19 protein-coding genes are annotated in these 22,473 nt (G+C 74.1%); 11 read left to right on the top strand and 8 right to left on the bottom strand.

Annotation, left to right across the window (positions count from 1 at the left end; all coding sequences use genetic code 11):
• Positions 1–38: 38 nt before the first annotated feature.
• A complete protein-coding gene (locus tag ACFQ8C_RS20540; RefSeq protein ID WP_383459376.1) occupies positions 39–1,610 on the bottom strand; it encodes a polysaccharide lyase family 1 protein in 1,572 nt (523 codons plus the stop codon).
• Positions 1,611–2,145: 535 nt separating this feature from the next.
• Between ACFQ8C_RS20540 and ACFQ8C_RS20545 the strand changes: the two genes are divergently transcribed.
• Both ACFQ8C_RS20545 and ACFQ8C_RS20550 read left to right on the top strand, forming a co-directional pair.
• Positions 2,146–2,553 carry a VOC family protein gene (locus tag ACFQ8C_RS20545; RefSeq protein ID WP_383459379.1) on the top strand — a complete coding sequence of 136 codons (408 nt, stop codon included), beginning with the start codon at positions 2,146–2,148 and terminating at the stop codon, positions 2,551–2,553.
• 69 nt (positions 2,554–2,622) lie between these two features.
• Positions 2,623–2,961 (top strand): MazG-like family protein, encoded by a 339-nt coding sequence (locus ACFQ8C_RS20550; protein ID WP_383459382.1) that lies wholly within the window; start codon positions 2,623–2,625, stop codon positions 2,959–2,961.
• Between the two features lie 243 nt (positions 2,962–3,204).
• Here ACFQ8C_RS20550 and ACFQ8C_RS20555 read toward each other — a convergent pair whose 3' ends face one another.
• The 4 genes from ACFQ8C_RS20555 to ACFQ8C_RS20570 form a co-directional block, all read right to left on the bottom strand.
• The gene (locus tag ACFQ8C_RS20555; RefSeq protein ID WP_383459463.1) at positions 3,205–4,659 is read right to left on the bottom strand and encodes a SulP family inorganic anion transporter; all 1,455 of its coding nucleotides are present in this window, start codon (positions 4,657–4,659) and stop codon (positions 3,205–3,207) included.
• A 433-nt stretch (positions 4,660–5,092) separates the two neighbouring features.
• Entirely contained in the window at positions 5,093–5,575 is a 483-nt protein-coding gene (locus tag ACFQ8C_RS20560) for a carboxymuconolactone decarboxylase family protein (protein ID WP_383459385.1), read from the bottom strand.
• 112 nt (positions 5,576–5,687) lie between these two features.
• Entirely contained in the window at positions 5,688–5,843 is a 156-nt protein-coding gene (locus ACFQ8C_RS20565; RefSeq protein WP_383459388.1) for a hydrophobic protein, read from the bottom strand.
• Complete coding sequence (locus tag ACFQ8C_RS20570; protein ID WP_383459391.1) at positions 5,840–6,409, bottom strand: SRPBCC family protein; 570 nt, start codon at positions 6,407–6,409, stop codon at positions 5,840–5,842. The genes ACFQ8C_RS20565 and ACFQ8C_RS20570 overlap by 4 nt, the downstream gene beginning before the upstream one ends.
• Before the next feature lie 200 nt (positions 6,410–6,609).
• Between ACFQ8C_RS20570 and ACFQ8C_RS20575 the strand changes: the two genes are divergently transcribed.
• On the top strand, positions 6,610–8,022 hold the full coding sequence (locus ACFQ8C_RS20575; RefSeq protein ID WP_383459393.1) for a TerD family protein: 1,413 nt from the start codon (positions 6,610–6,612) through the stop codon (positions 8,020–8,022).
• 18 nt (positions 8,023–8,040) lie between these two features.
• Here ACFQ8C_RS20575 and ACFQ8C_RS20580 read toward each other — a convergent pair whose 3' ends face one another.
• A complete protein-coding gene (locus ACFQ8C_RS20580; protein ID WP_383459394.1) occupies positions 8,041–9,309 on the bottom strand; it encodes an ROK family transcriptional regulator in 1,269 nt (422 codons plus the stop codon).
• 162 nt (positions 9,310–9,471) lie between these two features.
• Here ACFQ8C_RS20580 and ACFQ8C_RS20585 point away from each other — a divergent pair, with 162 nt between their 5' ends.
• A complete protein-coding gene (locus tag ACFQ8C_RS20585) occupies positions 9,472–9,771 on the top strand; it encodes a hypothetical protein (protein WP_383459397.1) in 300 nt (99 codons plus the stop codon).
• 103 nt (positions 9,772–9,874) lie between these two features.
• On the opposite strand, the gene katG is transcribed toward ACFQ8C_RS20585, so the two are convergent.
• Entirely contained in the window at positions 9,875–12,064 is a 2,190-nt protein-coding gene (gene katG / locus ACFQ8C_RS20590; RefSeq protein ID WP_383459398.1) for a catalase/peroxidase HPI, read from the bottom strand.
• 244 nt (positions 12,065–12,308) lie between these two features.
• Between katG and ACFQ8C_RS20595 the strand changes: the two genes are divergently transcribed.
• The 7 genes from ACFQ8C_RS20595 (at position 12,309) to ACFQ8C_RS20625 (ending at position 20,397) form a co-directional block, all read left to right on the top strand.
• On the top strand, positions 12,309–13,124 hold the full coding sequence (locus ACFQ8C_RS20595; RefSeq protein WP_383459401.1) for an alpha/beta fold hydrolase: 816 nt from the start codon (positions 12,309–12,311) through the stop codon (positions 13,122–13,124).
• Between the two features lie 119 nt (positions 13,125–13,243).
• A complete protein-coding gene (locus ACFQ8C_RS20600) occupies positions 13,244–15,148 on the top strand; it encodes an ABC transporter ATP-binding protein (RefSeq protein WP_383459404.1) in 1,905 nt (634 codons plus the stop codon).
• A 194-nt stretch (positions 15,149–15,342) separates the two neighbouring features.
• Positions 15,343–15,615 carry a hypothetical protein gene (locus ACFQ8C_RS20605; protein ID WP_383459406.1) on the top strand — a complete coding sequence of 91 codons (273 nt, stop codon included), beginning with the start codon at positions 15,343–15,345 and terminating at the stop codon, positions 15,613–15,615.
• 155 nt (positions 15,616–15,770) lie between these two features.
• Positions 15,771–16,742: a TIGR03557 family F420-dependent LLM class oxidoreductase gene (locus ACFQ8C_RS20610; RefSeq protein ID WP_383459409.1), complete on the top strand. Its 972-nt coding sequence runs from the start codon at positions 15,771–15,773 to the stop codon at positions 16,740–16,742.
• Between the two features lie 96 nt (positions 16,743–16,838).
• Entirely contained in the window at positions 16,839–19,106 is a 2,268-nt protein-coding gene (locus tag ACFQ8C_RS20615) for an MFS transporter (RefSeq protein WP_383459412.1), read from the top strand.
• Positions 19,107–19,226: 120 nt separating this feature from the next.
• Positions 19,227–19,715 carry a hypothetical protein gene (locus ACFQ8C_RS20620; RefSeq protein WP_383459414.1) on the top strand — a complete coding sequence of 163 codons (489 nt, stop codon included), beginning with the start codon at positions 19,227–19,229 and terminating at the stop codon, positions 19,713–19,715.
• A 64-nt stretch (positions 19,716–19,779) separates the two neighbouring features.
• Positions 19,780–20,397 carry a TOPRIM nucleotidyl transferase/hydrolase domain-containing protein gene (locus ACFQ8C_RS20625; RefSeq protein ID WP_383459417.1) on the top strand — a complete coding sequence of 206 codons (618 nt, stop codon included), beginning with the start codon at positions 19,780–19,782 and terminating at the stop codon, positions 20,395–20,397.
• A 22-nt stretch (positions 20,398–20,419) separates the two neighbouring features.
• Here ACFQ8C_RS20625 and ACFQ8C_RS20630 read toward each other — a convergent pair whose 3' ends face one another.
• Positions 20,420–22,399 carry an alkyl/aryl-sulfatase gene (locus ACFQ8C_RS20630; protein ID WP_383459420.1) on the bottom strand — a complete coding sequence of 660 codons (1,980 nt, stop codon included), beginning with the start codon at positions 22,397–22,399 and terminating at the stop codon, positions 20,420–20,422.
• Positions 22,400–22,473 lie beyond the last annotated feature (74 nt).

Below are 22,473 nucleotides of genomic sequence, written 5' to 3' on the forward strand. Positions count from 1 at the left end.
CCCCCTCGCGCGAGGGGGACCGGGCCCTTCCCGTCGTCCTACGCGTACGTCTCGAACTCGGCGACGCGCGGGGTGCCGGTGGCGCTGGTGATCTCGAAGGTGACCTTGCTCAGCGAGGTCGCCGGGAAGGAGACCGTGCCGGCCGCGCTCCCGGTGGAGAGGACGGCTCCGGTGTCGGCGTTCAGCAGGCGCCAGCCGGTGACGGTGCCGGCCCCGGAGGCCTCGCGGACGCGGACCGACGAGATCGTCGTCGGGGAGCCCCACTTGACCGAGACCGAACCGGTGGTGCCGGCCGGCGACCAGTAGGTGGTGAGGCTGCCGTCGCGGACGTTGCCGTAGCTGGTCCCGTCCGCCTTGCTGGAACCGTCCGCACCGGCGCCGATGCTGAGGTTGGTGCCGGACGGCGGGGCGGTGGTGGCGGTGGCCGTCGGGGTCGGGGTCGGAGTGGGCGTGGGGGTGGGCGTCGAGGTCGCGGTCGGCGTCGGCTCGGGCGTCTGCGGGGTGCAGGAGCCGTCCGAGACCAGGAGGCCCTTGCCGGCGCCGGCCGTGCGCGCCACCACGTCCGGGACGCAGGAGGCGCTGTCGGGGGTGTAGCCGTACGGGATCGACACGGTCGTGTTGGAGGTCGGGTTCGGTCCCGCCGGCTTGTAGTCGGTGCCGGCGGGGGACCAGGTCACGTTGTCGAAGACGTTCCCGGCGACCTGCCAGTAGCCGGCCGCGTCCGTGTAGAAGGTGCCGAGGACGTCCTTGGAGTCCTCGAAGTAGTTGTTCTCCACCTTGGCGCGGGCGCCGGCGCGGGAGTTGATGCCCGACTCGTTCAGCTGGTGGTAGTGGTTGTTGTACATGTGGGCGGTGCCGCCGCGCAGCAGCGGGGCGCGCGAGTCGATGTTCTCGTAGAGGTTGTGGTGGTAGGTGATGAAGCCGTTGCTCAGCTCGGTCTCGCTGGAGCCGATCAGGCCGCCGCGGCCGGAGTTGCGCAGCACGCTGTAGGAGAGCGTCACGTACTGTGTGTTGTCCTTCATGTCGAACAGGCCGTCGAAGCCCTCGGACTCGCCGCCGGACGCCTCCAGGGTGGTGTGGTCCACCCAGACGTTGCGGACGTCGCTCTCCATGCCGATGGCGTCGCCGCCGTTGGAGGTGGGCGAGCCGGACTTCTTGACGTTCTTGACGGTGACGTTCTGGATGATGATGTTGCTCGACTCGCGGATGTGGATGCCGACCTGGTCGAAGACGGCGCCCGCGCCGACGCCGACGATCGTGACGTTGCTGATCTGCTTGAGTTCGATGACCCCGGCGGCGGTGTTGCAGCTGTCCCCGGACACCTTGGCGGTGTTGGCGTGGTTGATGGTGCCCTCGACCTGGATGACGATCGGGGTGCTGCTGGAGGCGCGCCCGCAGAGGGCCGCGTGGATCTCGGTGCCGGTGGTCGCCCGCACGGTCTGCCCGCCGGCGCCGCCGGTGGTCCCGCCGTTCTGGCTCGCGTAGCCGGTCGCCCCGGCGGCGACCGCGGCGGAGGCCTCCGGCATGGTCAGGATCACGCCGGTGGCGGCCGCGACCGCCATGGCGGCCATGGCCGCCTGGAGTCGCGTGGAGGGGGAACGTCGTCCCATGCTCGCCTGCCCTTTCGTTGGCGTCCGCGCCGCTCCATGGCGGCGCGGACGTGTCGTCGTGAGTCCCGTCCCTGGGCCGAAGCGCTAGAAAGCGCTTTCTGGCGGGTGACGATAGGGGTGTCGCCGAGTACCTGACAAGACTTCGGACACGGTCGGAATCCGGCAGTCCCGCGATCGGGTGGGAGCGCTCCCCCTCCGGGGGCGCGTACGGAAGGCCGTGACCGGCACCCGCCGCGACCGCGGGGGCCGTCGCGGGGGCACGGCTTCCGACGGAGGGGAACGAGCAGGTCGGGGGCGGTGGGGGCCGTCGGCGGATCGTGACCGGAGGCTCCGCCGGGCGACCTGACGACCATCGGCAAACGGGTGGGTGACGGGTGGTTCGCCGTGATAGGCACTAGCTGCACGGGGGAGGTGCGGACCGGCCGCCGATCACGGTCGCGCGTACGGCAACCAGGCGGGCGCGGGGACGCGTCGCGCCACCAGGCACCGCTCCCGTACGGCCCGCACCACCGAACGGAACCACGGGAGACACCGCATGCGCGTGAAAGCCTTCGACCACCTCGTCCTCAACGTCACCGACGTCGAGCGCGCCCTCGCCTTCTACACCGGGCCGCTCGGCCTCGCGCCGGAGCGGGTCGAGGAGTGGCGGGCGGGGAAGGTGTCGTTCCCGTCCGTGCGGATCGACGAGGGCTCCGTCATCGACCTGTTCTCCCGGCCCCGCGGCGAGTCCAACGTGGACCACATCTGTCTCGTCGTCGACCCGCTCGACTGGCAGGAGGTCATAGCCTCCGGCACCTTCGACGTCATCGAGGGCCCCGTCCCGCGCTGGGGTGCCCGCGGTTCGGCCCAGTCCGTCTACGTGAAGGACCCGGACGGCAACACGGTCGAGCTCCGCTGGTACCCCCAGGACCTCCCGGCGGAGGCGGACCTGCCCGCCTCCTGACGGCCCCCGTACGCCGCGGGCGCTCGTGGACGCGGCCCCGCGGCCCGGAAACCTGGCAGGCTGCGGGGCATGAGCGACGAAGACGCCTGGACCACCGTCACCCGCCTCCACGACTGGCTCGCGGCTCATCAGCCGATGCCGCCGGGCCAGGAGATCCTGCTCCGTGTCCTCAAGCTCTCCGAGGAGGTCGGGGAGGCGGCGCAGGCGGTCATCGGGGCCACCGGGCAGAACCCCCGGAAGGGGACCAGCCACACCTGGGGAGACGTCGAGGCGGAGCTCTGCGACGTGGTGATCACCGCGATGGTCGCGCTGCGCACCCTCACCCCGGACGCGGCCGAGGTCTTCGCCCGCCATCTGCGCCGGGTGGCGGAGCGGTCCCTGCCGGAGGAGGGGGCTCCGGTCTCCTAGGACCCGCCTGCCGCCTGCCGCCTGCCGCCTGCCGCCTGCCGACCGCCGACTGTCGACGTATGGCGTACCGGCGCACGTCACGGCGGTGGCCGGGGGGGGGCGACTCCCCCGGCGCGCCGCCGTGACGTGCCCCGTGGAGCACGGCGCCGCGCCGGGCGCCGGGCCGCCCCGGTCCACCGGGGAGGCCCGGCGCCGTCCCTTCCGGACCGCTCCGGCCTCGCGGCCTGGTTCGGAAGAAGCGGCTCAGCCGGTCGCGGCGCCCAGACGGCTGCGCAGTGCCGCGTCGGCCGGGGCCAGGCCGGTGAGTTCGACCGCCTTGCCGTGGCGGGCGTACGCCGCCTCCACCGCGTCCAGTGCCGCGACGGCCGACGCGTCGGAGACCCGCGCGGCGGACAGGTCGATCACCACCCGGTCCGGGTCGCCGGCGGGGTCGAAGCGTTCGGCGAAGGCCTCGGCCGAGGCGAAGAACAGTTCGCCGGAGACCCGGTGGACGACGGTCGTCCCGTCGGGGTCGGTCACCGAGGTGACGTCCGTGCGCCGGGCCACCCGCCGGGCGAAGACCAGGGCGGCGGTGATCGAGCCGATGACCACGCCGAGGGCGAGGTTGTGGGAGACCAGGACGCACGCCAGCGTGACCAGCATGACGACGGTCTCCCCGACGGGGGTCCGCCGCAGGGTGCGCGGGGCGACCGACTCCCAGTCGAAGGCCGCGACCGACACGATGACCATGACCGCCACCAGCGCGGCCATGGGGATCTGCGAGACGACCGGCCCGAGGACCACGCACAGGACCATCAGGAACACGCCGGCGAGGAAGGTGGAGAGGCGGGTCCTGGCGCCCGCCACCTTCACGTTCATCATCGTCTGGCCGATCACGGCGCAGCCGCCCATCCCGCCGAACAGGCCCGTGACGACGTTCGCGACGCCCTGCCCGATCGACTCGCGCCGCTTGCTCGACGGCGTGTCGGTGAGGTCGTCGACCAGCTTCGCCGTGAGGAGCGACTCCACCAGCCCGACGAGGGCGACGGCGAAGGCGTACGGGGCGATGGTCGTCAGCGTGCCGAGGGTGAACGGCACGTCGGGCAGGCCCGGCACGGGCAGCGCCGACGGCAGCGCGCCCCGGTCGCCGACCGTCGGCACGGCGATCCCGGCGGCCACCGTGACCAGGGTCAGGACGGCGATCGTGACCAGTGGCGCAGGCACCAGTGTCGTCACCTTCGGGAAGAGCACGAGCAGGAGGATCCCGGCCGCGATCAGCCCGTACACGCTCACCGGGACGTTCCGGGTCTCGGGCAGCTGGGCGAGGAAGACCAGGGCGGCGAGCGAGTTCACCGAGCCGATCAGCACCGGACGCGGGACGTACCGCATCAGCTTCGCCACGCCCACGATCCCCAGCACGATCTGGAAGACGCCGGCGAGGACGACCGTGGCGATCAGGAACGGGACGCCGTGCTCCCGGTTCACCGGCGCGATGACGAGCGCCACGGCCCCGGTGGCGGCCGAGATCATCGCCCGCCGGCCGCCGACGATCGCGGTGGTGACGGCCATCGTGAACGACGCGAAGAGCCCGAGCGCCGGGTCGACGCCGGCGATCACGGAGAAGGCGATGGCCTCCGGGATCAGCGCCAGCGCGACGACGAGCCCCGCCAGCACCTCGGTACGCCACACCCGCGGGTCACGCGTCCAGTCGGGCCTCAGCGCGCGGAGCCGGGCCGCGGCCGGAGAGGCGGGGGAGGGGGCGGAGTCGGAGTCGGAGTCGGGAGCGACGGCGGTAGGCAAGGAAGGCGGACCTGTCGTACGAGGGGGCGGGAGGTCGCGGAAGGACGTCGGGCGGGAACCCGTGGGGCGGCCGCGACGGCCTGGCGGGTGGGGTGACCGCACGACTTTACCCGCCCGCGTCCGGTCGTCCGTTCGACCGATCCGGGTCGGCACCACCGCCGTCACCGCCGCCGGGAGGCGCCCCGCGTCGGGCCCGTCGGTGCCGGGATCCTCTGTCGCGAGGTCCCGGCGGTCCGGCCGGAGCCGCGTCCCTCCTCCGGCGCCCGCGCCGCGTGACGGGCGCGCCCTCGCCCTCCTGCGGCAGGGGGCGGGCGACGGGTTCCCGGCCCGTGCCGCGAGGTCCGTGCGGCGATCAGGCCGGTCGTACCGGGTGCTTGCTGAGGATGGACACGCGGTTGAAGGCGTTGATGGTGATGGCCACCCAGACGACGGCGGAGAGTTCGGCGTCGTCCAGGACCTCGCGGGCCTCGGCGTAGGCCCGGTCCTGCGCGTCGGCCTCCGCCGGGTGGGTGGTGGCCTCGGCGAGGGCGAGCGCGGCCCGCTCGCGGGGGGTGAAGACCTCGGTGTCCCGCCAGGCGGCGAGCACGCCGAGCCTGCGGGGGGTCTCGCCGGCGCGGAGGGCGGCGCGGGTGTGGGTGTCGAGGCAGTAGGCGCAGCCGTTGAGCTGCGAGACGCGGAGGTTGACCAGCTCGACCAGGATCCGGTCGAGCCCGGCGTCGTCGGCGGCGGTCCGGACCGTCTGCGCGGCCCGTGTGAACGCCTTGTAGGCGTCGGGGGTCTGCTTGTCGAGGAAGATCCGCTGCCCGGCCGATGCCGCCACGGCGCCGTCGCTCACTGTCCGCTCCTTCACGATGGACCCGCGCGTGCGGCGGGCGTGGGACCCATCTTCCCCCGAAGGGTAGTTGAAAATCAAACTACCCACTCGGGGGAGGGCGACGGCGGGCGGGTCACCAGCGGTACCACCGCGAACCCGAGCCGCGGAAGAAGAAGCCGAGCACCCACAGGATCAGCACCGCCAGGGCGATGTACCAGAGGACCTCGACGGCGAAGCCGGCGCCGAAGAGCACCAGGATCAGCAGGAGGATGAGCAGGAGGGGGATCATGACGAGTCCTTTCGGGTGTCGGGCGGCAGCGGCTGCGGCGCGTCCGGCGAGGGAAGTGGGGAAGGGGGAGAAGGACGTACGGTGCCCGGTGGCCGCTCCGGCGAACGGCGCGCTCCCTCCGGGCGGAGACGTCCGCGCCAGGCTCCGGTCGCCGCGTGGCGGTCCTCCACGAAGTCCTTGAACCGGCGGAGGTCGCCGGAGACCCGGCTCGACACGATGCCCAGCGCGGCGGCCGCGCGCTCCGCCATCCCCTCCGGCTCGATCTCCATCGTCAGCCGCACGCGCGTGTGGCGGTCGTCGACCGGCTCGAAGGTGACGACACCCCGATGCCGGATCCCGCCGTCCACGGTCCGCCAGGCGATCCGCTCGTCCGGCAGCTGGTCGACGATCTCGGTCTCGAACTCCCGCCGGACCCCTGCGATCCCCGTCCGCCAGCGCACATGCCGTTCGTCGGTCTGCTCCACCGCCACCACGCCGTGCATGAAGCGCGGGAACTCCTCGAACTGCGTCCACTGGTCGTACACCCGCCGCAGCGGCGCGTCGACCTCGATCGTGTCGTGCACCACGTCGTCACCTCCTCGGGCGACCGGACGGAACCGTCGCCGTACCCCCGCGAGTGCCCTGCCCCGGCCGCGGCACTCATGGGAGCGGGCTCCTTCCGCGTACGCGCCGGGCGGGTGCGGGGGCGGCACTTGTCGGCGGGCCCCGCGTCGCGGAGGATCTTCCTGTTCGAGCGGGTGGGGATACGAGGAAGGGTTCGAGCGGGATGACTGTGCTGACCAAGGGGGGCAACGGCTTCGTGCCCTCGGTGCCGTTGCGGATCGCCGTACGCGGACGGGCGATGGACGCGATGGCGCTCCTCCTCACCGAGCGGGGGCTCGTCCGGGGCGACGCCGACGTGGTCTTCCACGGGCAGCCCGCGCACCCGAACGGCGCCGTGCGCCTCGCCCGGGCCGAGGACGGCACCGACTGGCTGGAGCTCGCGCTGCCGACGCTGGAGCCGGACGTCGCCCGCGTCCTCGTCGTCGGCTCCACGGACCGGGGCACCCTGCGGGACGTGCCCGGACTCGGCGTGGCGGCCTTCGCGCCCGACGGCACGCCGGTCGCCCACTACGACGTCACGGACGCGGCGGGGGAGACCGCGATGGTCCTCGCCGAGCTCTACCGGCGGGCCGGCGGCTGGAAGTTCCGGGCCGTCGGCCAGGGCTGGGCCGAGGGCCTGGCGGGCCTGGCCACCGACCACGGCGTCGACGTCGCCGGAGCCGGATCCGGAGCCGCGGCCGGAACCGGAGCCGGTGCGGTGCCGCAGGCGCCGGTGGCGCCGCTACCGCCCGCCTTCCCGGTTCCCGCCCCGGCCCCCGCCCCGGCCCTCGCCCCCGCGCCCGCTTTCGCGCCGCCGCCCGCGCCCGCACCGGTACCGATCGCGGTTCCCGCTCCCGTACCCCCGCCGCATCCGGCCGCTCCCGTCCCCGTGGCCGCCGGTCCGGCCGGTGACGAGGTGTGGGCGTACGGGCCCGTCTTCGCGCCGTACACGCAGACCGGGCGGGACAACGAGGTGATCACGGTGGAGGGGCTGCCGCCGGGGCCCGTCGTCGTGCAGCTGGAGGTGCCGGAGGCGGGGTACACCGGGCTCGGGGTCCTCGACCGGCGCAACAAGGAGAAGGAGAACCTCGTCAACAGCACCGAGGACCACTACTTCGGCCGCGTCCTCGCCACCGTCCCCTCCCACGGCACCCTGCGGCTCCGCCTGGAGGCCGAGGGGCACTGGAGGGTGGAGGTCTCGCCGCTGGCGGCCGCCCGGCGCCTCTCCGAGGAGGAGGCGCAGTTCCAGGGGCCCGACGTGCTGCTGCACACCGGTGGGGTCGCCGATCTGGCGATCCACTACCGGGGCGACAGCAACCTCATCGTCAACGTCTTCGAGCTGGCCGGCCACGACGACCACGCCGCCCTTCCGGAGGACGAGAACGTCGTCAACGAGATCGGCAAGCGGCGCGAGACCGTGCCGCTCACCGAAGGGCCCCTCGTCGTCCAGTTCGAGATGGCGGACGGGCCGTGGCGCGCCCGTCTCAAGCGCGTCCAGCCGCGCACGCGCCCGCTGTTCGGGGACGGCTCCCCGGCGAATCCCTGGCAGGTTCCCGCCCCGCCCGAGCGCAAGGGGTGGTTCTCCCGCGGCAATTGACGGAAGGTCAAGGGCGCTTCAGAAGCCCGGTGTCGACGGCGGACCCAGCGGCGGGGGTCCGCCGAAGACCTCCTCACGGGCCGCCGCCAGCGCCAGGTCCAGCGCCCCGGCGAGCACCGGGTTGCCCGTCACGGCCGAGAGCCGGATCCGGGCCCGGGAGTGGGCGAGCACCCGCAGTTCGCGCTCGACCAGCGCGCGCAGCGGCTCGCCCCCCGCCGCGCAGAGCCGGCCCGCGAGGACGACGAGGCCCGGGTCGACGACGGTCACGATCGAGGCCAGTCCGGCGGCGAGCCTCGCCGCCACCGCCGCGAGCCCCGCCCGCGCCGCCTCCGCCTCGTTCCCGGACGTCGCTCCCGCCCGGCGTACCGCCTCCGCCTCGTTCCCGGGCGTCGCCCCGGCCCGCCGTGCCGCCTCGGCCACCGTCTCCGCGAAGTCGGCGCCCGGCACCCCGTGGGCGTGCAGCAGGTCCCTGACCGCGTCGCCGCCCGCCAGTTCCTGGTAGCCGTGGCGGCCGTAGTGGTCGCCGGCCTCCCGGGCGGTGGGCGCGCCGGGCAGGGGGAGGTAGCCGACCTCGCCGGCGCCGCCGAAGTGGCCCCGGTGGAGGCGGCCGCCGATGACCAGGGCCGCCCCGAGGCCCTCGTCCGCCCAGAGCAGGACGAAGTCCGGGCAGTCGGCCGCCGCGTGGGCGCGCTCGGCGACGGCGGCGAGGTTCACGTCGTTCTCGATCCGGACGGGAAGGCCGAGGGCCTCGCCCAGCGTCCGCTCCACGTCGGGGAAGAGCCAGGCCGCCATGTCCTCCTCGCTGGCGTAGGCGAGCCGGCCGGTCGTCGGGTCCAGCGCGCCCTGCACGCCGACCACGACCCGCTTCGGCCGCTCCGGCGCCGGGACCCGGCCGAGCGCCGTGCGCAGCGCCGCCACCAGCGCCTCCCGGTCCGCTCCCGCGGGCACGGGTGCCTCGCTCTCGCCGAGCACCGTGCCGGTGACGTCCGCGGTCCGCACCGCGATCCGCTCCGGCGTCACGTCGACGGCCGTCGCGTAGGCCGCCGCCGGGTTGACCCGGTACGTCTCCGGGACCCGGCCCGGCAGGCCGGTCCGCAGTCCGTTGCCGACCACGAGTCCGGCGCCTTCGAGCCGGGCGAGGACCTGGGAGGCGGTGGGCTTGGAGAGGCCGGTGAGGCGGCTGATCTCGGGGCGGGTGAGCGGTCCCTGACGGAGCAGGAGGTGCAGGGCGGCGCGGTCGTTCACCGCCCGCACGAGTCCGGGTGTCCCGCGGACGAGCTCGGTCACTTGCCCTCCGCTCTGCGGTGCGGGTCGGCCCCGGTTCGGGCGCGTGATCCACGAACGCGCGAGCGCACAGCCTACAGCGCCCGCCCGGGGCGGACGTGGCCCGTTCGGAGGACGAGGGGGGCCGGTCGCGTGTCCCCCGGCGGGACGTTCCGTTGTGAGGGTGTGACCTCATCCCGACGCATCTCCTCGGTCCTCGCCGTCGCCGCCGCGTTCACCTGCCTCGGCGGCGCCGCCTCCCAGGCCGTCGCCGCGCCCGCCGGCCCGCTCGGACCGCCGATCAGCCCGATCGCCGAACTGGACGCCCTCGCCACCACCGGAATGCCGGAGGAGGCCAGTGCCGCCTACCCCGGCGTCGGCGAGCAGCTCGGCGGACTGAGCCGGGTCGGCGAAATCCGCCAGCTCCACCAGCTCACCGACCTGGCCGCGCCCGCCACCGGCCTGCTCCCCGAGATCTCCACCTGACGCCCCGCCACCCCGCGGGCGCGTTCCCGCACCGTACGACCCCGGCGCCCGGACGGCCGCAGCACGACCGTCCGGGCGTCGGCGTGTTCGCGCGTGCGGACCGTCAGCGCAGGTCGAAGCGGTCCAGCTTCATCACCTTCGACCAGGCGGCGGTGAAGTCGCGGACGAACTTCTCGCCCGCGTCCTTCGCGGCGTACACCTCCGACAGCGCCCGCAGCTGGGCGTGGGAGCCGAAGACCAGGTCCACGGCCGTGCCCGTCCACTTGACCTCACCGGTGGCCCGGTCCCGGCCCTCGTAGACGTTCTCGTCCCGCTCCGAGGCCTTCCACTCCGTCCCCATGTCCAGCAGGTTGACGAAGAAGTCGTTGGTCAGGGTGCCGGGGCGGTCGGTGAGGACGCCGTGGCGGACCCCGCCGTGTCCGGTGCCGAGCGCCCGCATGCCGCCGACCAGCACCGTCATCTCCGGCGCGGTGAGCGTGAGCATGCTGGCCCGGTCGAGCAGCAGCGTCTCGGGGGAGAGCTTCTCGCCCGGGCGCAGGTAGTTGCGGAAGCCGTCGGCGCGCGGTTCGAGGACCGCGAAGGACTCCACGTCCGTCTGCTCCTGGGTGGCGTCCGTGCGGCCGGGGGCGAACGGCACGGTCACCGCGTGTCCGGCGTCCCGCGCGGCCTTCTCGACGGCCGCGCAGCCGCCCAGCACGATCAGGTCGGCCAGGGAGATCCGGGTGCCGTCGCTCCGCCCGGCGGCGAACTCCTCCCGGATCGTGTCCAGGGTCCGCAGCGCCTCGGCGATCTCGGGCAGGTCGTTGACCTCCCAGTCCTTCTGGGGCGCGAGCCGGAGCCGCGCGCCGTTGGCGCCGCCGCGCTTGTCCGTGCCGCGGAAGCTCGCCGCAGAGGCCCACGCGGTGGTGGCCAGCTGGGGCACGCTCAGGCCGGAGGAGAGGATCCGCTCCTTGAGGGCGGCGATGTCCTCGTCGGAGACGAGGTCGTGGTCGACCGGCGGCACCGGGTCCTGCCAGAGCTGCGGCGCCGGGATCCACGGGCCGAGGTACCGGGACAGCGGGCCCATGTCGCGGTGGAGGAGCTTGTACCAGGCCTTGGCGTACGCCTCCGCCAGCAGTTCGGGGTTCTCGTGGTAGCGGCGGGCGATCGGGCCGTACACCGGGTCCGTGCGCAGCGACAGGTCGGTCGTCAGCATGATCGGCGCGTGCCGCTTCGACGGGTCGTGCGCGTCCGGGACGGTGTCCCGCGCGGCCGGGTCGGTGGGCTTCCACTGCCGGGCGCCGGCGGGGCTGGTGGTCAGCTCCCACTCGTACCGGAAGAGGTTGTCGAGGAAGCCGTTGTCCCACGTGGTCGGGTGGTTGGTCCAGGCTCCCTCCAGACCGCTGGTGAGGGAGTCGGCGCCGGAGCCGCTGCCGTAGGTGTTCTTCCAGCCGATGCCCTGCTGTTCGACCGGGGCGGCCTCCGGCTCCGGCCCGATGTACTCGGGGTCCACGGCGCCGTGGCACTTGCCGAAGGTGTGGCCGCCGACGATGAGCGCGACGGTCTCCTCGTCGTCCATCGCCATCCGGGCGAAGGTCTCGCGGATGTCGCGGGCGGCTGCCAGCGGGTCGGGGTTGCCGTTCGGGCCCTCGGGGTTGACGTAGATCAGGCCCATCTGGACGGCGCCGAGCGGGCCCTTCAGCTCCCGGTCGCCGCTGTAGCGCTCGTCGCCGAGCCAGGTGTCCTCCGGTCCCCAGAAGATCTCCTCGGGCTCCCAGATGTCCTCGCGGCCGAATCCGAAACCGAAGGTCTCGAATCCCATGGATTCCATCGCGCAGTTTCCGGCGAAAACCAGAAGATCGGCCCAGGAGATCTTCTGTCCGTACTTCTGCTTGACCGGCCAGAGAAGGCGGCGTGCCTTGTCCAGGCTCGCGTTGTCCGGCCAGCTGTTCAGCGGCGCGAATCGCTGCGCGCCACTCCCACCGCCGCCTCGGCCGTCGGCGATGCGGTAGGTGCCGGCCGCGTGCCAGCTCATCCGGATGAAGAGCGGACCGTAATGGCCGTAGTCCGCCGGCCACCATTCCTGCGAATCCGTCATCAGCGCGATGACGTCCCGCCTCAGCTCCTCGACGTCGAGGGACGCGAACTCCTTCGCGTAGTCGAAGCCCTGGTCAAGGGGGTCGGCCTGCGGATCGTTCCGATGGAGCACGGAGAGGTCCAGCTGGTTCGGCCACCAGTCCCGATTGGTCCGGGGGTGGGTGTCCTTGGGGCTGGGGGCGGGAATTGCCGGGTTCTCGCTCTCGCTGCCGGTCACGTACGGCCTTCTTCCTGTGTGCGTGTTCTTTCCAGCCGCCGGCCGGGATTCTCACGACGGCGCGTCCGTATGGTCGCGCACCGGGGTGCTCGTGGCCACGCGAACACGCAGGGTCGGGTCGCGCGGAATTCACCGGAACGGCCGCCGCCTCCCTGCCGGGGCGTTCCTGTTGAGCCGCCGGATCGGCCTCCCTACGCTGGGAAAGTCCGCGGTTCGGGAAAGGGCGAGCGAGCAGGAGGTGGCGATGGCCGGCGTCGCCGTGCACCACGCTGTCCTCGGTGGCGGGCGCCCCACGCTCCCGTACGCGGAGACCGGGCGGCCCGGGGGCGGACCGCCGCTCGTCCTCGTCCACGGGTACGCCGACTCCTGGTGGACCTTCGAGCCGATGCTGCGGGCCATGCCGAACGTGATGCACGCCTACGCGCCCACCCAGCGCGGCCACGGCGACGCCGGCAAACCGGAGGAGGGCTACCTCCCGGAGGACTTCGCCGACGACCTCGTCGCCTTCCTCGACCACCTCGGCGTCGAGCGGGCCGTCCTCGTCGGCGGTTCGAGCGGCGGCGTCCAGGCCCGGATCGTCGCCGGCCGGCGGCCCGACCGGGTCGCCGGACTCGTGCTGCTCGGCGTCCCGGCCCTGCTCGCCGACAAGCCCGGGGTCGCCGCGGTCCGGGAGACCGTGCGGGCGCTGGAGGACCCCGTGGACCGGGCGTTCGCCGCCGAGTTCGTCCGCGGGCTGGTGGTGGGCCGGGTGGCGCCCGGCTTCCTGGAGACCGTCGTCGACGAGAGCCTGAAGGCGCCGGCCCGCGTCTGGCGCGAGGTCCTGAGCGGCCTCCTGGAGACGGACCTCGCGGCCACGCTCACCGGCATCCTCGTCCCCACCCTCGTCGTCTGGGGCGACCGGGACCCGCTGCTCACCCGTTCGGACCAGCAGCTGATCCTCGACGCGATCCCCGACTCCCGCCTCCTCGTCCACGAGGGCGCCGGGCACGTCGTGTACTGGGAGGACCCGGAGCGGGTCGTGCGCGAACTCGCCGCCTTCACCGCCGCGCTGCGCCGCTGAGCCGTACGCCCCCCGGACCGGGCCGCCGCGCGGGCCGCCGGGAAAACCCGTGGACCGGCGCGGCCGCCCTCCGCCACACTCCGTCACCGTACGTGTCGGAATGACGACGGAAGGTCGTGATGGGAACGTCAGAACAACGCGGCGGCGGACCGGGCAAGGGCTCGGTCCGCCTCGCGCTCCGCCATTACGGAGGAGAGATGGCGCGGCTCCGGCGGGTGGCCGTGCCCGCGCTGCTGCTGCCGGCTCTCGGCAACATCGGAATCCAGTACCTCGCCCCCCTGGTGGTCGCCAAACTCGTCGGCCGGGTCGCCGACGGCGGCCCCGTCACCCTCGACTCGGTCCTGCCCTACGCCCTCGGGTTCGCCGCCGTCCTGCTGCTCGGCGAGGCGCTCTGGCGGGTCGGATACCACTGCCTCAACCGGCTCGACGCCCGGGGCATCGAGCACCTCTACGTGGTCGGCATGGACGAACTCCTCGCCAAGGACGCGGCGTTCTTCCACGACAACTTCGCCGGCTCCCTCACCAAGCGGGTCATCAGCTTCGCCGGCCGCTTCGAGGACTTCGTCGACACCCTGACCTTCCAGGTCATGGGCAGCCTCGTGCCGCTGCTCTTCGCCTCGGTGGTCCTCTGGCAGTACGACCCGCTGCTCGTCGTCGGTCTCCTGGTGATGATCGCGCTCACCGGCGGCTGCGTCTTCCCGCTCGTCCGCCGCCGCCAGGCCATCGTCGCCGACCGCGAGCAGGCCATCGCCCGGGTGTCGGGGCACGTCGCCGACGTGCTCACCAACATGGACAGCGTCCGCTCCTTCGCCGCCGAGGAGCGGGAGGCCGCCGAACACCGCGCCCGGGTCGCCGAGTCGCGCCGGATCACCCTGCGCTCCTGGGACTACGGCAACCTGCGGATCGACACCCTCGTCGCGCCCCTCTCGGTCGTCACCAACGTGATCGGGCTGGTGCTCGCGCTGACGCTCGGCGCGGGGGAGCGGGGCGTGGAGGGGATCATCGTGGCCTTCACGTACTACGCCAACGCCACCCGGATCATGTTCGAGTTCAACCAGATCTACCGGCGTCTGGAGAGCTCCATGACGGAGGCCGCCCAGTTCACCGAGCTCCTCCTGGACCCGCCGACCGTCGTCGACCCGCCCGCCCCCGAACCCCTGCGGGGCCGGTCGGGCGAGGTCCGCTTCGAGCGGGTGAACTTCGCCCACAAGGGCGCGAAGCCCCTCTTCGAAGGGCTCGACCTGGACGTGCCCGGCGGCACCAAGGTCGGCTTCGTCGGCCGCTCCGGCGGCGGCAAGACGACCCTCACCCGGCTGCTGCTGCGGATGACCGACGTCGACGCGGGGCGGATCCTGATCGGCGGTCAGGACATCAGCCGGATGCGCCAGTCGGACCTGCGCGGCCTCATCGCCTCCGTGCCGCAGGATCCCGCGATGTTCCACCGCACGCTCAGGGAGAACATCGCCTTCGCCCGGCCCGGGGCGACCGAGGCCGAGGTCCGCAGGGCCGCCGAGGCGGCCCACGTCACGGAGTTCGCCGACGCGCTGCCCGAGGGCTTCGACACCCTGGTCGGCGAGCGCGGGGTGAAGCTGTCCGGCGGGCAGCGGCAGCGGGTCGCGCTCGCCCGGGCGATCCTGCGCGACGCGCCGATCCTCCTCCTCGACGAGGCGACCAGCGCCCTCGACTCCGAGAGCGAACTCCTCGTCCAGGACGCGCTCTGGCGGCTGATGGAGGGCCGGACGGCGCTCGTCGTCGCCCACCGGCTCTCCACCGTCGCCGGGATGGACCGGCTCGTCGTCCTCGACCGGGGGCGGATCGTCGAGCAGGGCAGTCACCGCGAACTGCTCGCCGCGGAGGGGGCCTACGCGAAGCTGTGGCGGCACCAGTCGGGCGGCTTCCTCGACGAGTCCGGCGACGAGTCCGGTGACGGCTCCGGTGACGGTTCCGGCGGCGCGACCGGCAGTGGTTCCGGCGCCGCCCCCCGCCCCGGCAGGACCGGGCCGGAGGCCACCTTGTCCCACTGAACCGCGGGGCTTTCCACCGCTCCCACCAGCGGGTTCGTCCCCTCCGTCGATCCGGTGGCTGCGGGCGGTGCGGGTGCGGACACGGTCCGCGTCTGCCAGCCTGGTGCCAGCGTGCCCGGCACAACGCCTTGACGGAAACCGTCCGTCCCACCGCCTCCGGGCGGTGGGACGGCGTACGACGGAAGGAGGCGGCCATGCTCATCGGCCACGCCTTCGAAGAGGGCGTCCTGCACCTGTCGCTCCCGGGCGACCTCGCCCTCGCCAGCCGGTCCGCGGCCGACCTGGAGGCCGAGGCACTGGCCCTCGCCCACCGGCCCCGGCTCGTCCGGGTCCAGCTGTCGACCGCCGACCCCTCACCCGCCTCGCTGAGCGTCCTCTCCCGCGTCCGCCGCTTCTGCGAGAACGTCCGCATACCCCTCACCGTCGTCGGCCCGGTCACGGCCGCGGCGGTGCCCCTCCAGGAGTAGCGGGCCGCCACCCGAACGGGTCGACGGCGGCCGTCCGCGCGCCCTCCGGTGGAGACCGGAGGGACGGCCCGGCGGTCACCCGGTGCGCACGTCCCCGCACACGGGCGGTCGCTCCCGTTCCGTTTACGCGGGACGAGCCCGGCAAGGCGCCGCGCATGACACATTTCGGCTACACGATGATGACCGAGCAGGCCGGTCCGCGTGAGCTGGTCGACCACGTCGTCGAGGCGGAACGGGTCGGCTTCGACTTCTCCGTGGCCTCCGACCACTCCTTCCCCTGGCTCGACGCCCAGGGGCACTCCCCGTACGTCTGGAGCGTGCTGGGGGCGGCCGCCCAGGCCACCGCGCGCATCCCGCTGATGACCTTCGTGACCTGCCCGACCTTCCGCTACCACCCGGCCGTCGTCGCGCAGAAGGCGGCGACCCTCCAGCTCCTCTCCGAGGGCCGCTTCCGGCTGGGCCTCGGCTCCGGCGAGAACCTCAACGAACACATCACCGGGGCCGGCTGGCCCACCGCCCGGGACCGGCTGGAGCGCCTGGACGAGGCCGTCGGGATCATCCGCGCGCTCTTCACCGGCGAGTACGTGACCCACCACGGGCGCCACTTCGACGTGACCGCCGCCCGCCTCTGGGACCTGCCCGACCGGCCGCCCCCGATCGGGATCGCCGCCTCGGGGCCGCGCTCCTGCGCGCTCGCCGGCCGCCTCGGCGACCTCCTCGTCGCCGTCGAACCCCGGCGGGAACTCGTCGAGGACTTCGACCGGCACGGCGGCACCGGGAAGCCGAGGATCGGCCAGCTCGCGCTCTGCTACGACACCGACCGGGACGCCGCCGTGGCCCGCGCCCACGAACAGTTCCGCTGGGCCCTGGGCGGCTGGCGGGTCAACCCCGAGCTGCCGCTCCCGGCGGGCTTCGCCCAGGCCACCGCGCACGTCGGCCCCGAGGACGTGGCGAAGGCGATCCCCTGCGGCGACGACCCCGAAGCAGTGGTCGAGGCCGCCGGCGCCTTCCGGCGGGCCGGCTTCACCGAGCTCGCGCTCGTCCAGATCGGCGGCGCCCACCAGGGCCCGTTCCTCGACTGGGCCCGTACGACCCTGCTGCCCGCCCTGAGGGAAGCAGGTCATTGATAGGACTTTAAGGTCTTTTGTCCCTATATGTTCCTACCTCTTCGTTGGGACCATCGTGGGGGGAAGTCCACGGGGGAACACGAGGAGGTCCTGTCGATGACCGGCACCACCACGCCGCTCGGGGCGGGTGCCGCACCGGCGCCGGGAGGCGGTCACGCCGTCTCCCCACGAGTGATCGGGCTGGTCCTGGCCCTGGTCGCCGCCCTGTACGTGGTCGCACCCGCCATGAACGCGGCCGTCGCCCCCCTCGTCCACACCGATCTCGGTGTCAGCGCCGAGGACAACGCCGTCGCCCAGGTCGCCGGCGCCTGCCTGGCCATCGGGGTCCTCGCGGCCACCGGGCGGGCCGGTGACGTCAGAGGGCGTCGGGCCACCCTCTCCGCCTCCCTGACGGCGCTCTGCCTCGGCTCGCTCGCGCTCGCCGTCTCCTTCGACCCCGCCACGTACGTCCTCGGCCGGATCCTGGTGGCCGTGTCCCTCGCCGCCGTCTTCGTCTCCTGCCTGGCCTTCATGACCACCGTCTCCATGCCCGGCCGGATCCGCCGGATCATGGGCGGCTGGCTCGCCGCCATGTCCGCCGGCTTCGTGCTCGCGGTCAACCTCGCCCCGCACGCCGCCGTCCTCACCGGCTGGCGCGTCACCGCCGCCCTCATGGCCCTCGCGGCCGGCGCCGCCCTGGTGATCGTCCGCCGGCTGCTCCCCGAGACCGGGGCGCTCACCCGGGAGGCGCTGCCCGACGCCGTCCGCACGGCCTGCCGGGTCCTCTGCGCCGTCGCCCTGGCGGCCGCCCTCCAGCTCGCCCCGCTCTGGGGCTGGCAGGACCTCCGCGTCGGCGCCCTGCTGACCGCCGCCGTGCTCGCCTGTGCCGCCGCCCGGCTCCGGGCCCTGCGGCGCGCCCCCGAGCGCGGCCGCTCCGAGCAGGTGCCCGGCGCGGTGTGGACCGGGGCGCTCGTCGCGGGCCTCGCCCTCGGCTTCACCCAGGTCGTCCTCACCATCGCCGTACCGTCGCTCGTCTCCTCCGTCGGCCTTTCCACCGGGATCGCGGCCCTCGTGCTCTCCGCCTTCGGCGTCGGCGGCGCGGCCGCCTGTCTGCTGATCCGGTACCGGGCCGTCTCCCCGCTGGCCGGAGCCTCCCTCGGGCTGCCGCTCGCCGCCCTCGGGATGGCCCTGCTGCACGCCCTGCTCGACCACGGCTCGCACGCCCTCGCCGGCGGCTTCGCGGTCGTCACCCTCATCGGCTTCGGCACCATGCTGGCCACCGCCCCGCAGATGGCCCGGTTCCTCGCCGCCGTCCCCCGCCCGCACCTGGGCGTGAACGCGGCGCTGCTGCCCTCGGCCATCCTCGTCGGCACGGCCGCCGCCCAGGCCCTGCCCTACACCTCGGCCCTCGACCCCATGCCGCTGCCGACCGAGGCCCGCGAACTGCTGTGGGTCGGCACGGTCGTGGTCGCGGTCGCCGCGTTCGCCCTCGGCCGGCCCGTCGTCGCCCTCGCCGTGACCGCCGCCTCGGTCCTCCAGTACGTGATGGTGGACGCCGACACCAGCCAGCCCATGAGCGTGGTCGTCGCGCTCGCGGTCGGCGCCGCCGCCGGAGCCGTCGCCTGGTCGCGCCGCGAACAGACCGAGCGGCTGACCCGGACCCGGGAGACCGCCACCGCCCTCCAGTGCGCCGTCCTCCACCCCATACCGTCCCGGCTGGGAGCCCTCCGGCTCGCCGGGCTGTACCGGCCCGCCACCGCCGGCACCGCCATCGGCGGCGACTTCCTGGAAGCCCTCGACACCCCCTACGGCACCCGCATCCTCATCGGCGACGTGCGCGGCAAGGGCCTCCAGGCCGTCCAGACCGTCACCGACCTCCTGGGCTGCTTCCGCAGCCAGGCCCACGAGACGGAGGACCTCGGCGAGGTCGCCGCCTGCCTGGACCGGCAGGTCAGGCGGGCCGCCCTGGCCCGCGGCGACGAGGAGCTCTTCGCCACCGCCCTCCTCCTCCAGCACGCCGGCCCCTCCCGGGACCTGCACGCCGTGAACTGCGGTCACCTCGCTCCGCTGGAGGTCGGCCCCGGGGGCGCCCGCGAGCTGCACGTCCCCGCCGTGCTCCCGCTCGGCTTCGGGCTGCTCGACGCCGCCGGAGCCGTACGGTCCCACCGGGTCGCCCTCGACCCCGGCGCCACCCTGCTCACCCACACCGACGGCCTCAGCGAGGCCCGGAACTCCACCGGCGAGTTCTACCCCGTGGCCGAGCGGCTCTCCGCCGCCGGCCCGCGCACCCCCGACGCGCTGGTCCGCCACCTCGACGACGACGTCCGCGACTGGACCCACCACCTCGCCGACGACATCGCCGTCATCGCCGTCGGCCCCCGCTGAACGCCCCGGCGAAGCCGCCCGCCGGACGCGCCCGCCGAACGCCGGTCCCGGGATGCGGAGCGTCCGGCGCTGCCGTTGACTGGGGCCGACGCGCACGTGTGAGCCGAGGGAGACCACGAGATGACCGCACGCTGGGTACGGGGCGCCGCCGGCGGCCTGCTGGCGGGAGCCGTCCTGATGGGCACGGCGGGCTGCTCCGACGACGGCGACAACCCCGTGTCGGGAGCGGTCAGCGAGGCCGCCTCCGCCGTCGCCTCCGCCGCCGAGGGCGTCTCCGAGGCCGCCTCCCGGGCGGCCGACAAGGCCGAGCAGCAGATGGCGGAGATCAAGGACGGGATCGACGCCAAGGACGAGGTGACGCTCGGCGACCCGGCCACCGACGCCGACGGCCGCACCACCGTCCCGCTCACCGTGCGGAACACGGACGACTCCACGCGGTCCTTCGCGGTCCAGGTGCAGTTCAAGGACGGTGACGGCAAGCTGGTCGACGCGGTCGTCGTCACCCTCTCGGACGTGCCCGCCGGCAAGCCCGGCGAGGGCACCGCCCGCAGCACCCACAAGCTCTCCGGCACCGTGACCCCCTCGGTCGCCTCCGCCCTGCGCTACTGACCCGGTCGCGCGCGGCGGCGGAAAACCGGTACCGTCCCGGCCGGCCGGCGCCCAGACTCCTCCCATGACCGACATGGACGCCTTCCGGACCGCCGTCGCCGCGTGGGCGGCCGGCGGATCCGGCGACACCGCGCGCGAGCTCGCCGCGCGCCTGCCCGTCCGCACCGTGGTGCTCCTCGAAGGGCGCAGCGACGTCGCGGCCGTGGAGGCGCTGGCCGCCCGGCGCGGCCGCGACCTGGCCGCCGAGGGCGTCTGCGCGCTCTCCATGAACGGCGTCACCAACGCCGCCCGACACGCCCGGCTCCTCGGACCGCCCGGGCTCGGCCTGCGTCTCACCGGCCTCTGCGACGACGCCGAGCGCGCCCACTACACCCGCGGTCTGGCCGCCGCGGGCGCCGACCCGGACGCCTTCTTCGTCTGCGTCGCCGACCTGGAGGACGAGCTGATCCGCGCCCTCGGCGTGGACCGGGTCGGCGAGCTGGTCCACGCCCAGGGCGAGGGGCGGGCCCTGCGCACCTTCCTGAACCAGCCCGCCCAGCGCGACCGGAGCCCCCTGCTGCGGATGCGCCGCTTCCTCGGCACGACCTCGGGGCGGAAGATCCGCTACGGCCGGATCCTCGTCGAGGGCCTGGACCTCGCCCGCGTACCGGCCCCGCTCGACGGGCTGCTCGCCTCCCTCTGAGCCGGGCCGGTACGGCGCCGGGTCACGGGGTGACGACCGGGAAGTCCCCCCGGGGGGTGTCCAGCACCCCGAGGAGCGCGGGCAGCAGGGCGCGGTCGCCGGTCATGGCGATCCCGGTGGTGCCCTGGCCGGCGAGGAGCCGCAGGAGCTGGGGCCGGGTCATCGTCATGGTCAGCTCCGCGTCCGGCGCGGGCCGCTCGCCGCTCGTCCAGGTCAGCAGGCCGTTGACGAGCCGCAGGTGCCAGTAGGTGCCGTCGACGTGCCAGTCGACGAGGATCCGCAGCGACCACGCCCGGGGGCCGTCGACCCGGACGGCCATGCTGTCGACGATCTGCCCGACGGTGAGTGCCAGGTACATGTCGGGGCCGAGGGAGGCGGTGGCGTGCGGGGTGACGCCGTGCAGCAGCTCCTGGGCGGCGGTCAGGTAGAAGTTGCGCCAGACGGCGTTCTCGACGGCCCGGCCCAGGCGGGTGTAGAGCCCGGCCAGCTGCCGCCGGGAGCGTTCGTTCCGCGGGTCGTCGAAGACCGCGTGGTTGAGCAGGGTGACGGCGAAGCGGAGGTCGCCGCGGTCGGCGTAGTGCCGGGCGCGGGCCCGGACGGCGGCCTGCCCGCCGAGGGTCTCGACCCACCGGCGCGCCTCCTCGGCCGGCGGGTGCTGCCACAGGTGGGCGGGGTTCCCGTCGAACCAGCCCATGTAGCGCTGGTACACGGCCTTGACGTTGTGGCTGAGCGAGCCGTAGTAGCCGCGGTTCGCCCAGACGCCTTCCAGCGCGGGCGGGAGCCGGAAGGTCTCGGCGATCTCGGTGCCGGTGAGGCCCTGGTTGATGAGACGGACGGTCTGGTCGTGCAGGTAGCCGTAGAGGTCCCGCTGGTGGGTGAGGAGTCCGACGATGGCGTCGTTGCCCCAGGTGGGCCAGTGGTGGGAGGCGAAGGCGACGTCGGCGGTGCCGGTGTAGAGCCCGATGGACTCGGTGAGGTAGCCGGCCCAGGCGTGCGCGTCGCGGACCTGGGCGCCGCGCAGGGTGAGGACGTTGTGCATGGTGTGGGTGGCGTTCTCGGCCATGCAGACCGCGCGCAGGTCGGGGAAGAGGAAGTTCATCTCCTCCTGGGCCTCGGTGCCCGGCGTCATCTGGAACCGGATCCGCACGCCGTCGAGGGTCACCTCCTCGCCGGTCGCCGCGATGGACCGGGTCGGGGGGATCAGTCCGACGGTGCCGAGGGAGACGGTCAGGCCGAGCCCGCAGCCGACCTGGGCGGCGGCGTTCCTGGGGAGGGTGGAGCCGTACATGTAGGAGGCGCGGCGGGCCATCGCGGTGCCGACGTGGACGTTCTCGCTGACGGCGTGCTCCATGAACCCCTGGGGGGCGAGGACGGGCACGTCGCCGGCGCCGTCCGGCAGGACGCCCCGGCAGCCGCCGAAGTGGTCGACGTGCGGGTGGGTGTAGATCATGGCCCGGACCGGGCGGTCGCCGCGGTGCTCGCGGTAGAGCGCGAGCGCGGCGGCGGCGGTCTCGGCGGAGATCAGCGGGTCGATGACGATGACGCCGGTGTCGCCCTCGACGAGGGTCATGTTCGACAGGTCCAGGCCCCTGACCTGGTAGATCCGCTCGGTGACCCGGTACAGCCCCTGCCGGGACAGGAGCCGGGCCTGGCGCCACAGGCTGGGGTCCACGGTGGCGGGCGTCCGGCCCTCCGCCTCGGCCTCGCGCACGAAGTCGTACGCGGCCGGGTCCCAGGCGGTCCGTCCGGCGGCGGTGGTGACGGGGCCGCCGGTGAAGGCGGCGACGAAGCCGCGGTCGGCGTCCGCGAAGTCGGCCTCGTCGTCGTACGGCAACCCGTCGGTCCGGGTGGGCGTCGGCGTCGTCCCGGGGCGGTGCCCGCCCCCTCCGGCGGGGGCGGGGGCGGCCGGTACGGCCTGGGCGGTCTGCGGGTTGAGGGAGACGGCGGCTGCCGCGGCGCCCATGGTGGCCGCGACGAAGCCGCGCCGGTCGATCGGAGTCATGCCGTACGCACCCTTCCTGGTCGGGCGCCCACTATTGCAGTCCGACTGCAATACGCGTCAAGGGGTCGGCGGCA

The organism is Streptomyces sp. NPDC056503 (genome assembly GCF_042794995.1).
GTDB lineage: Bacteria > Actinomycetota > Actinomycetes > Streptomycetales > Streptomycetaceae > Streptomyces.

Coding starts and splice junctions, on each gene's coding strand:
- ACFQ8C_RS20540 (WP_383459376.1), bottom strand. CDS start 1,610: ATGGGACGACGTTCCCCCTCCACGCGACTCCAGGCGGCCATGGCCGCC.
- ACFQ8C_RS20545 (WP_383459379.1), top strand. CDS start 2,146: ATGCGCGTGAAAGCCTTCGACCACCTCGTCCTCAACGTCACCGACGTC.
- ACFQ8C_RS20550 (WP_383459382.1), top strand. CDS start 2,623: ATGAGCGACGAAGACGCCTGGACCACCGTCACCCGCCTCCACGACTGG.
- ACFQ8C_RS20565 (WP_383459388.1), bottom strand. CDS start 5,843: ATGATCCCCCTCCTGCTCATCCTCCTGCTGATCCTGGTGCTCTTCGGC.
- ACFQ8C_RS20575 (WP_383459393.1), top strand. CDS start 6,610: ATGACTGTGCTGACCAAGGGGGGCAACGGCTTCGTGCCCTCGGTGCCG.
- ACFQ8C_RS20595 (WP_383459401.1), top strand. CDS start 12,309: ATGGCCGGCGTCGCCGTGCACCACGCTGTCCTCGGTGGCGGGCGCCCC.
- ACFQ8C_RS20600 (WP_383459404.1), top strand. CDS start 13,244: ATGGGAACGTCAGAACAACGCGGCGGCGGACCGGGCAAGGGCTCGGTC.
- ACFQ8C_RS20605 (WP_383459406.1), top strand. CDS start 15,343: ATGCTCATCGGCCACGCCTTCGAAGAGGGCGTCCTGCACCTGTCGCTC.
- ACFQ8C_RS20610 (WP_383459409.1), top strand. CDS start 15,771: ATGACACATTTCGGCTACACGATGATGACCGAGCAGGCCGGTCCGCGT.
- ACFQ8C_RS20615 (WP_383459412.1), top strand. CDS start 16,839: ATGACCGGCACCACCACGCCGCTCGGGGCGGGTGCCGCACCGGCGCCG.
- ACFQ8C_RS20620 (WP_383459414.1), top strand. CDS start 19,227: ATGACCGCACGCTGGGTACGGGGCGCCGCCGGCGGCCTGCTGGCGGGA.
- ACFQ8C_RS20625 (WP_383459417.1), top strand. CDS start 19,780: ATGACCGACATGGACGCCTTCCGGACCGCCGTCGCCGCGTGGGCGGCC.
- ACFQ8C_RS20630 (WP_383459420.1), bottom strand. CDS start 22,399: ATGACTCCGATCGACCGGCGCGGCTTCGTCGCGGCCACCATGGGCGCC.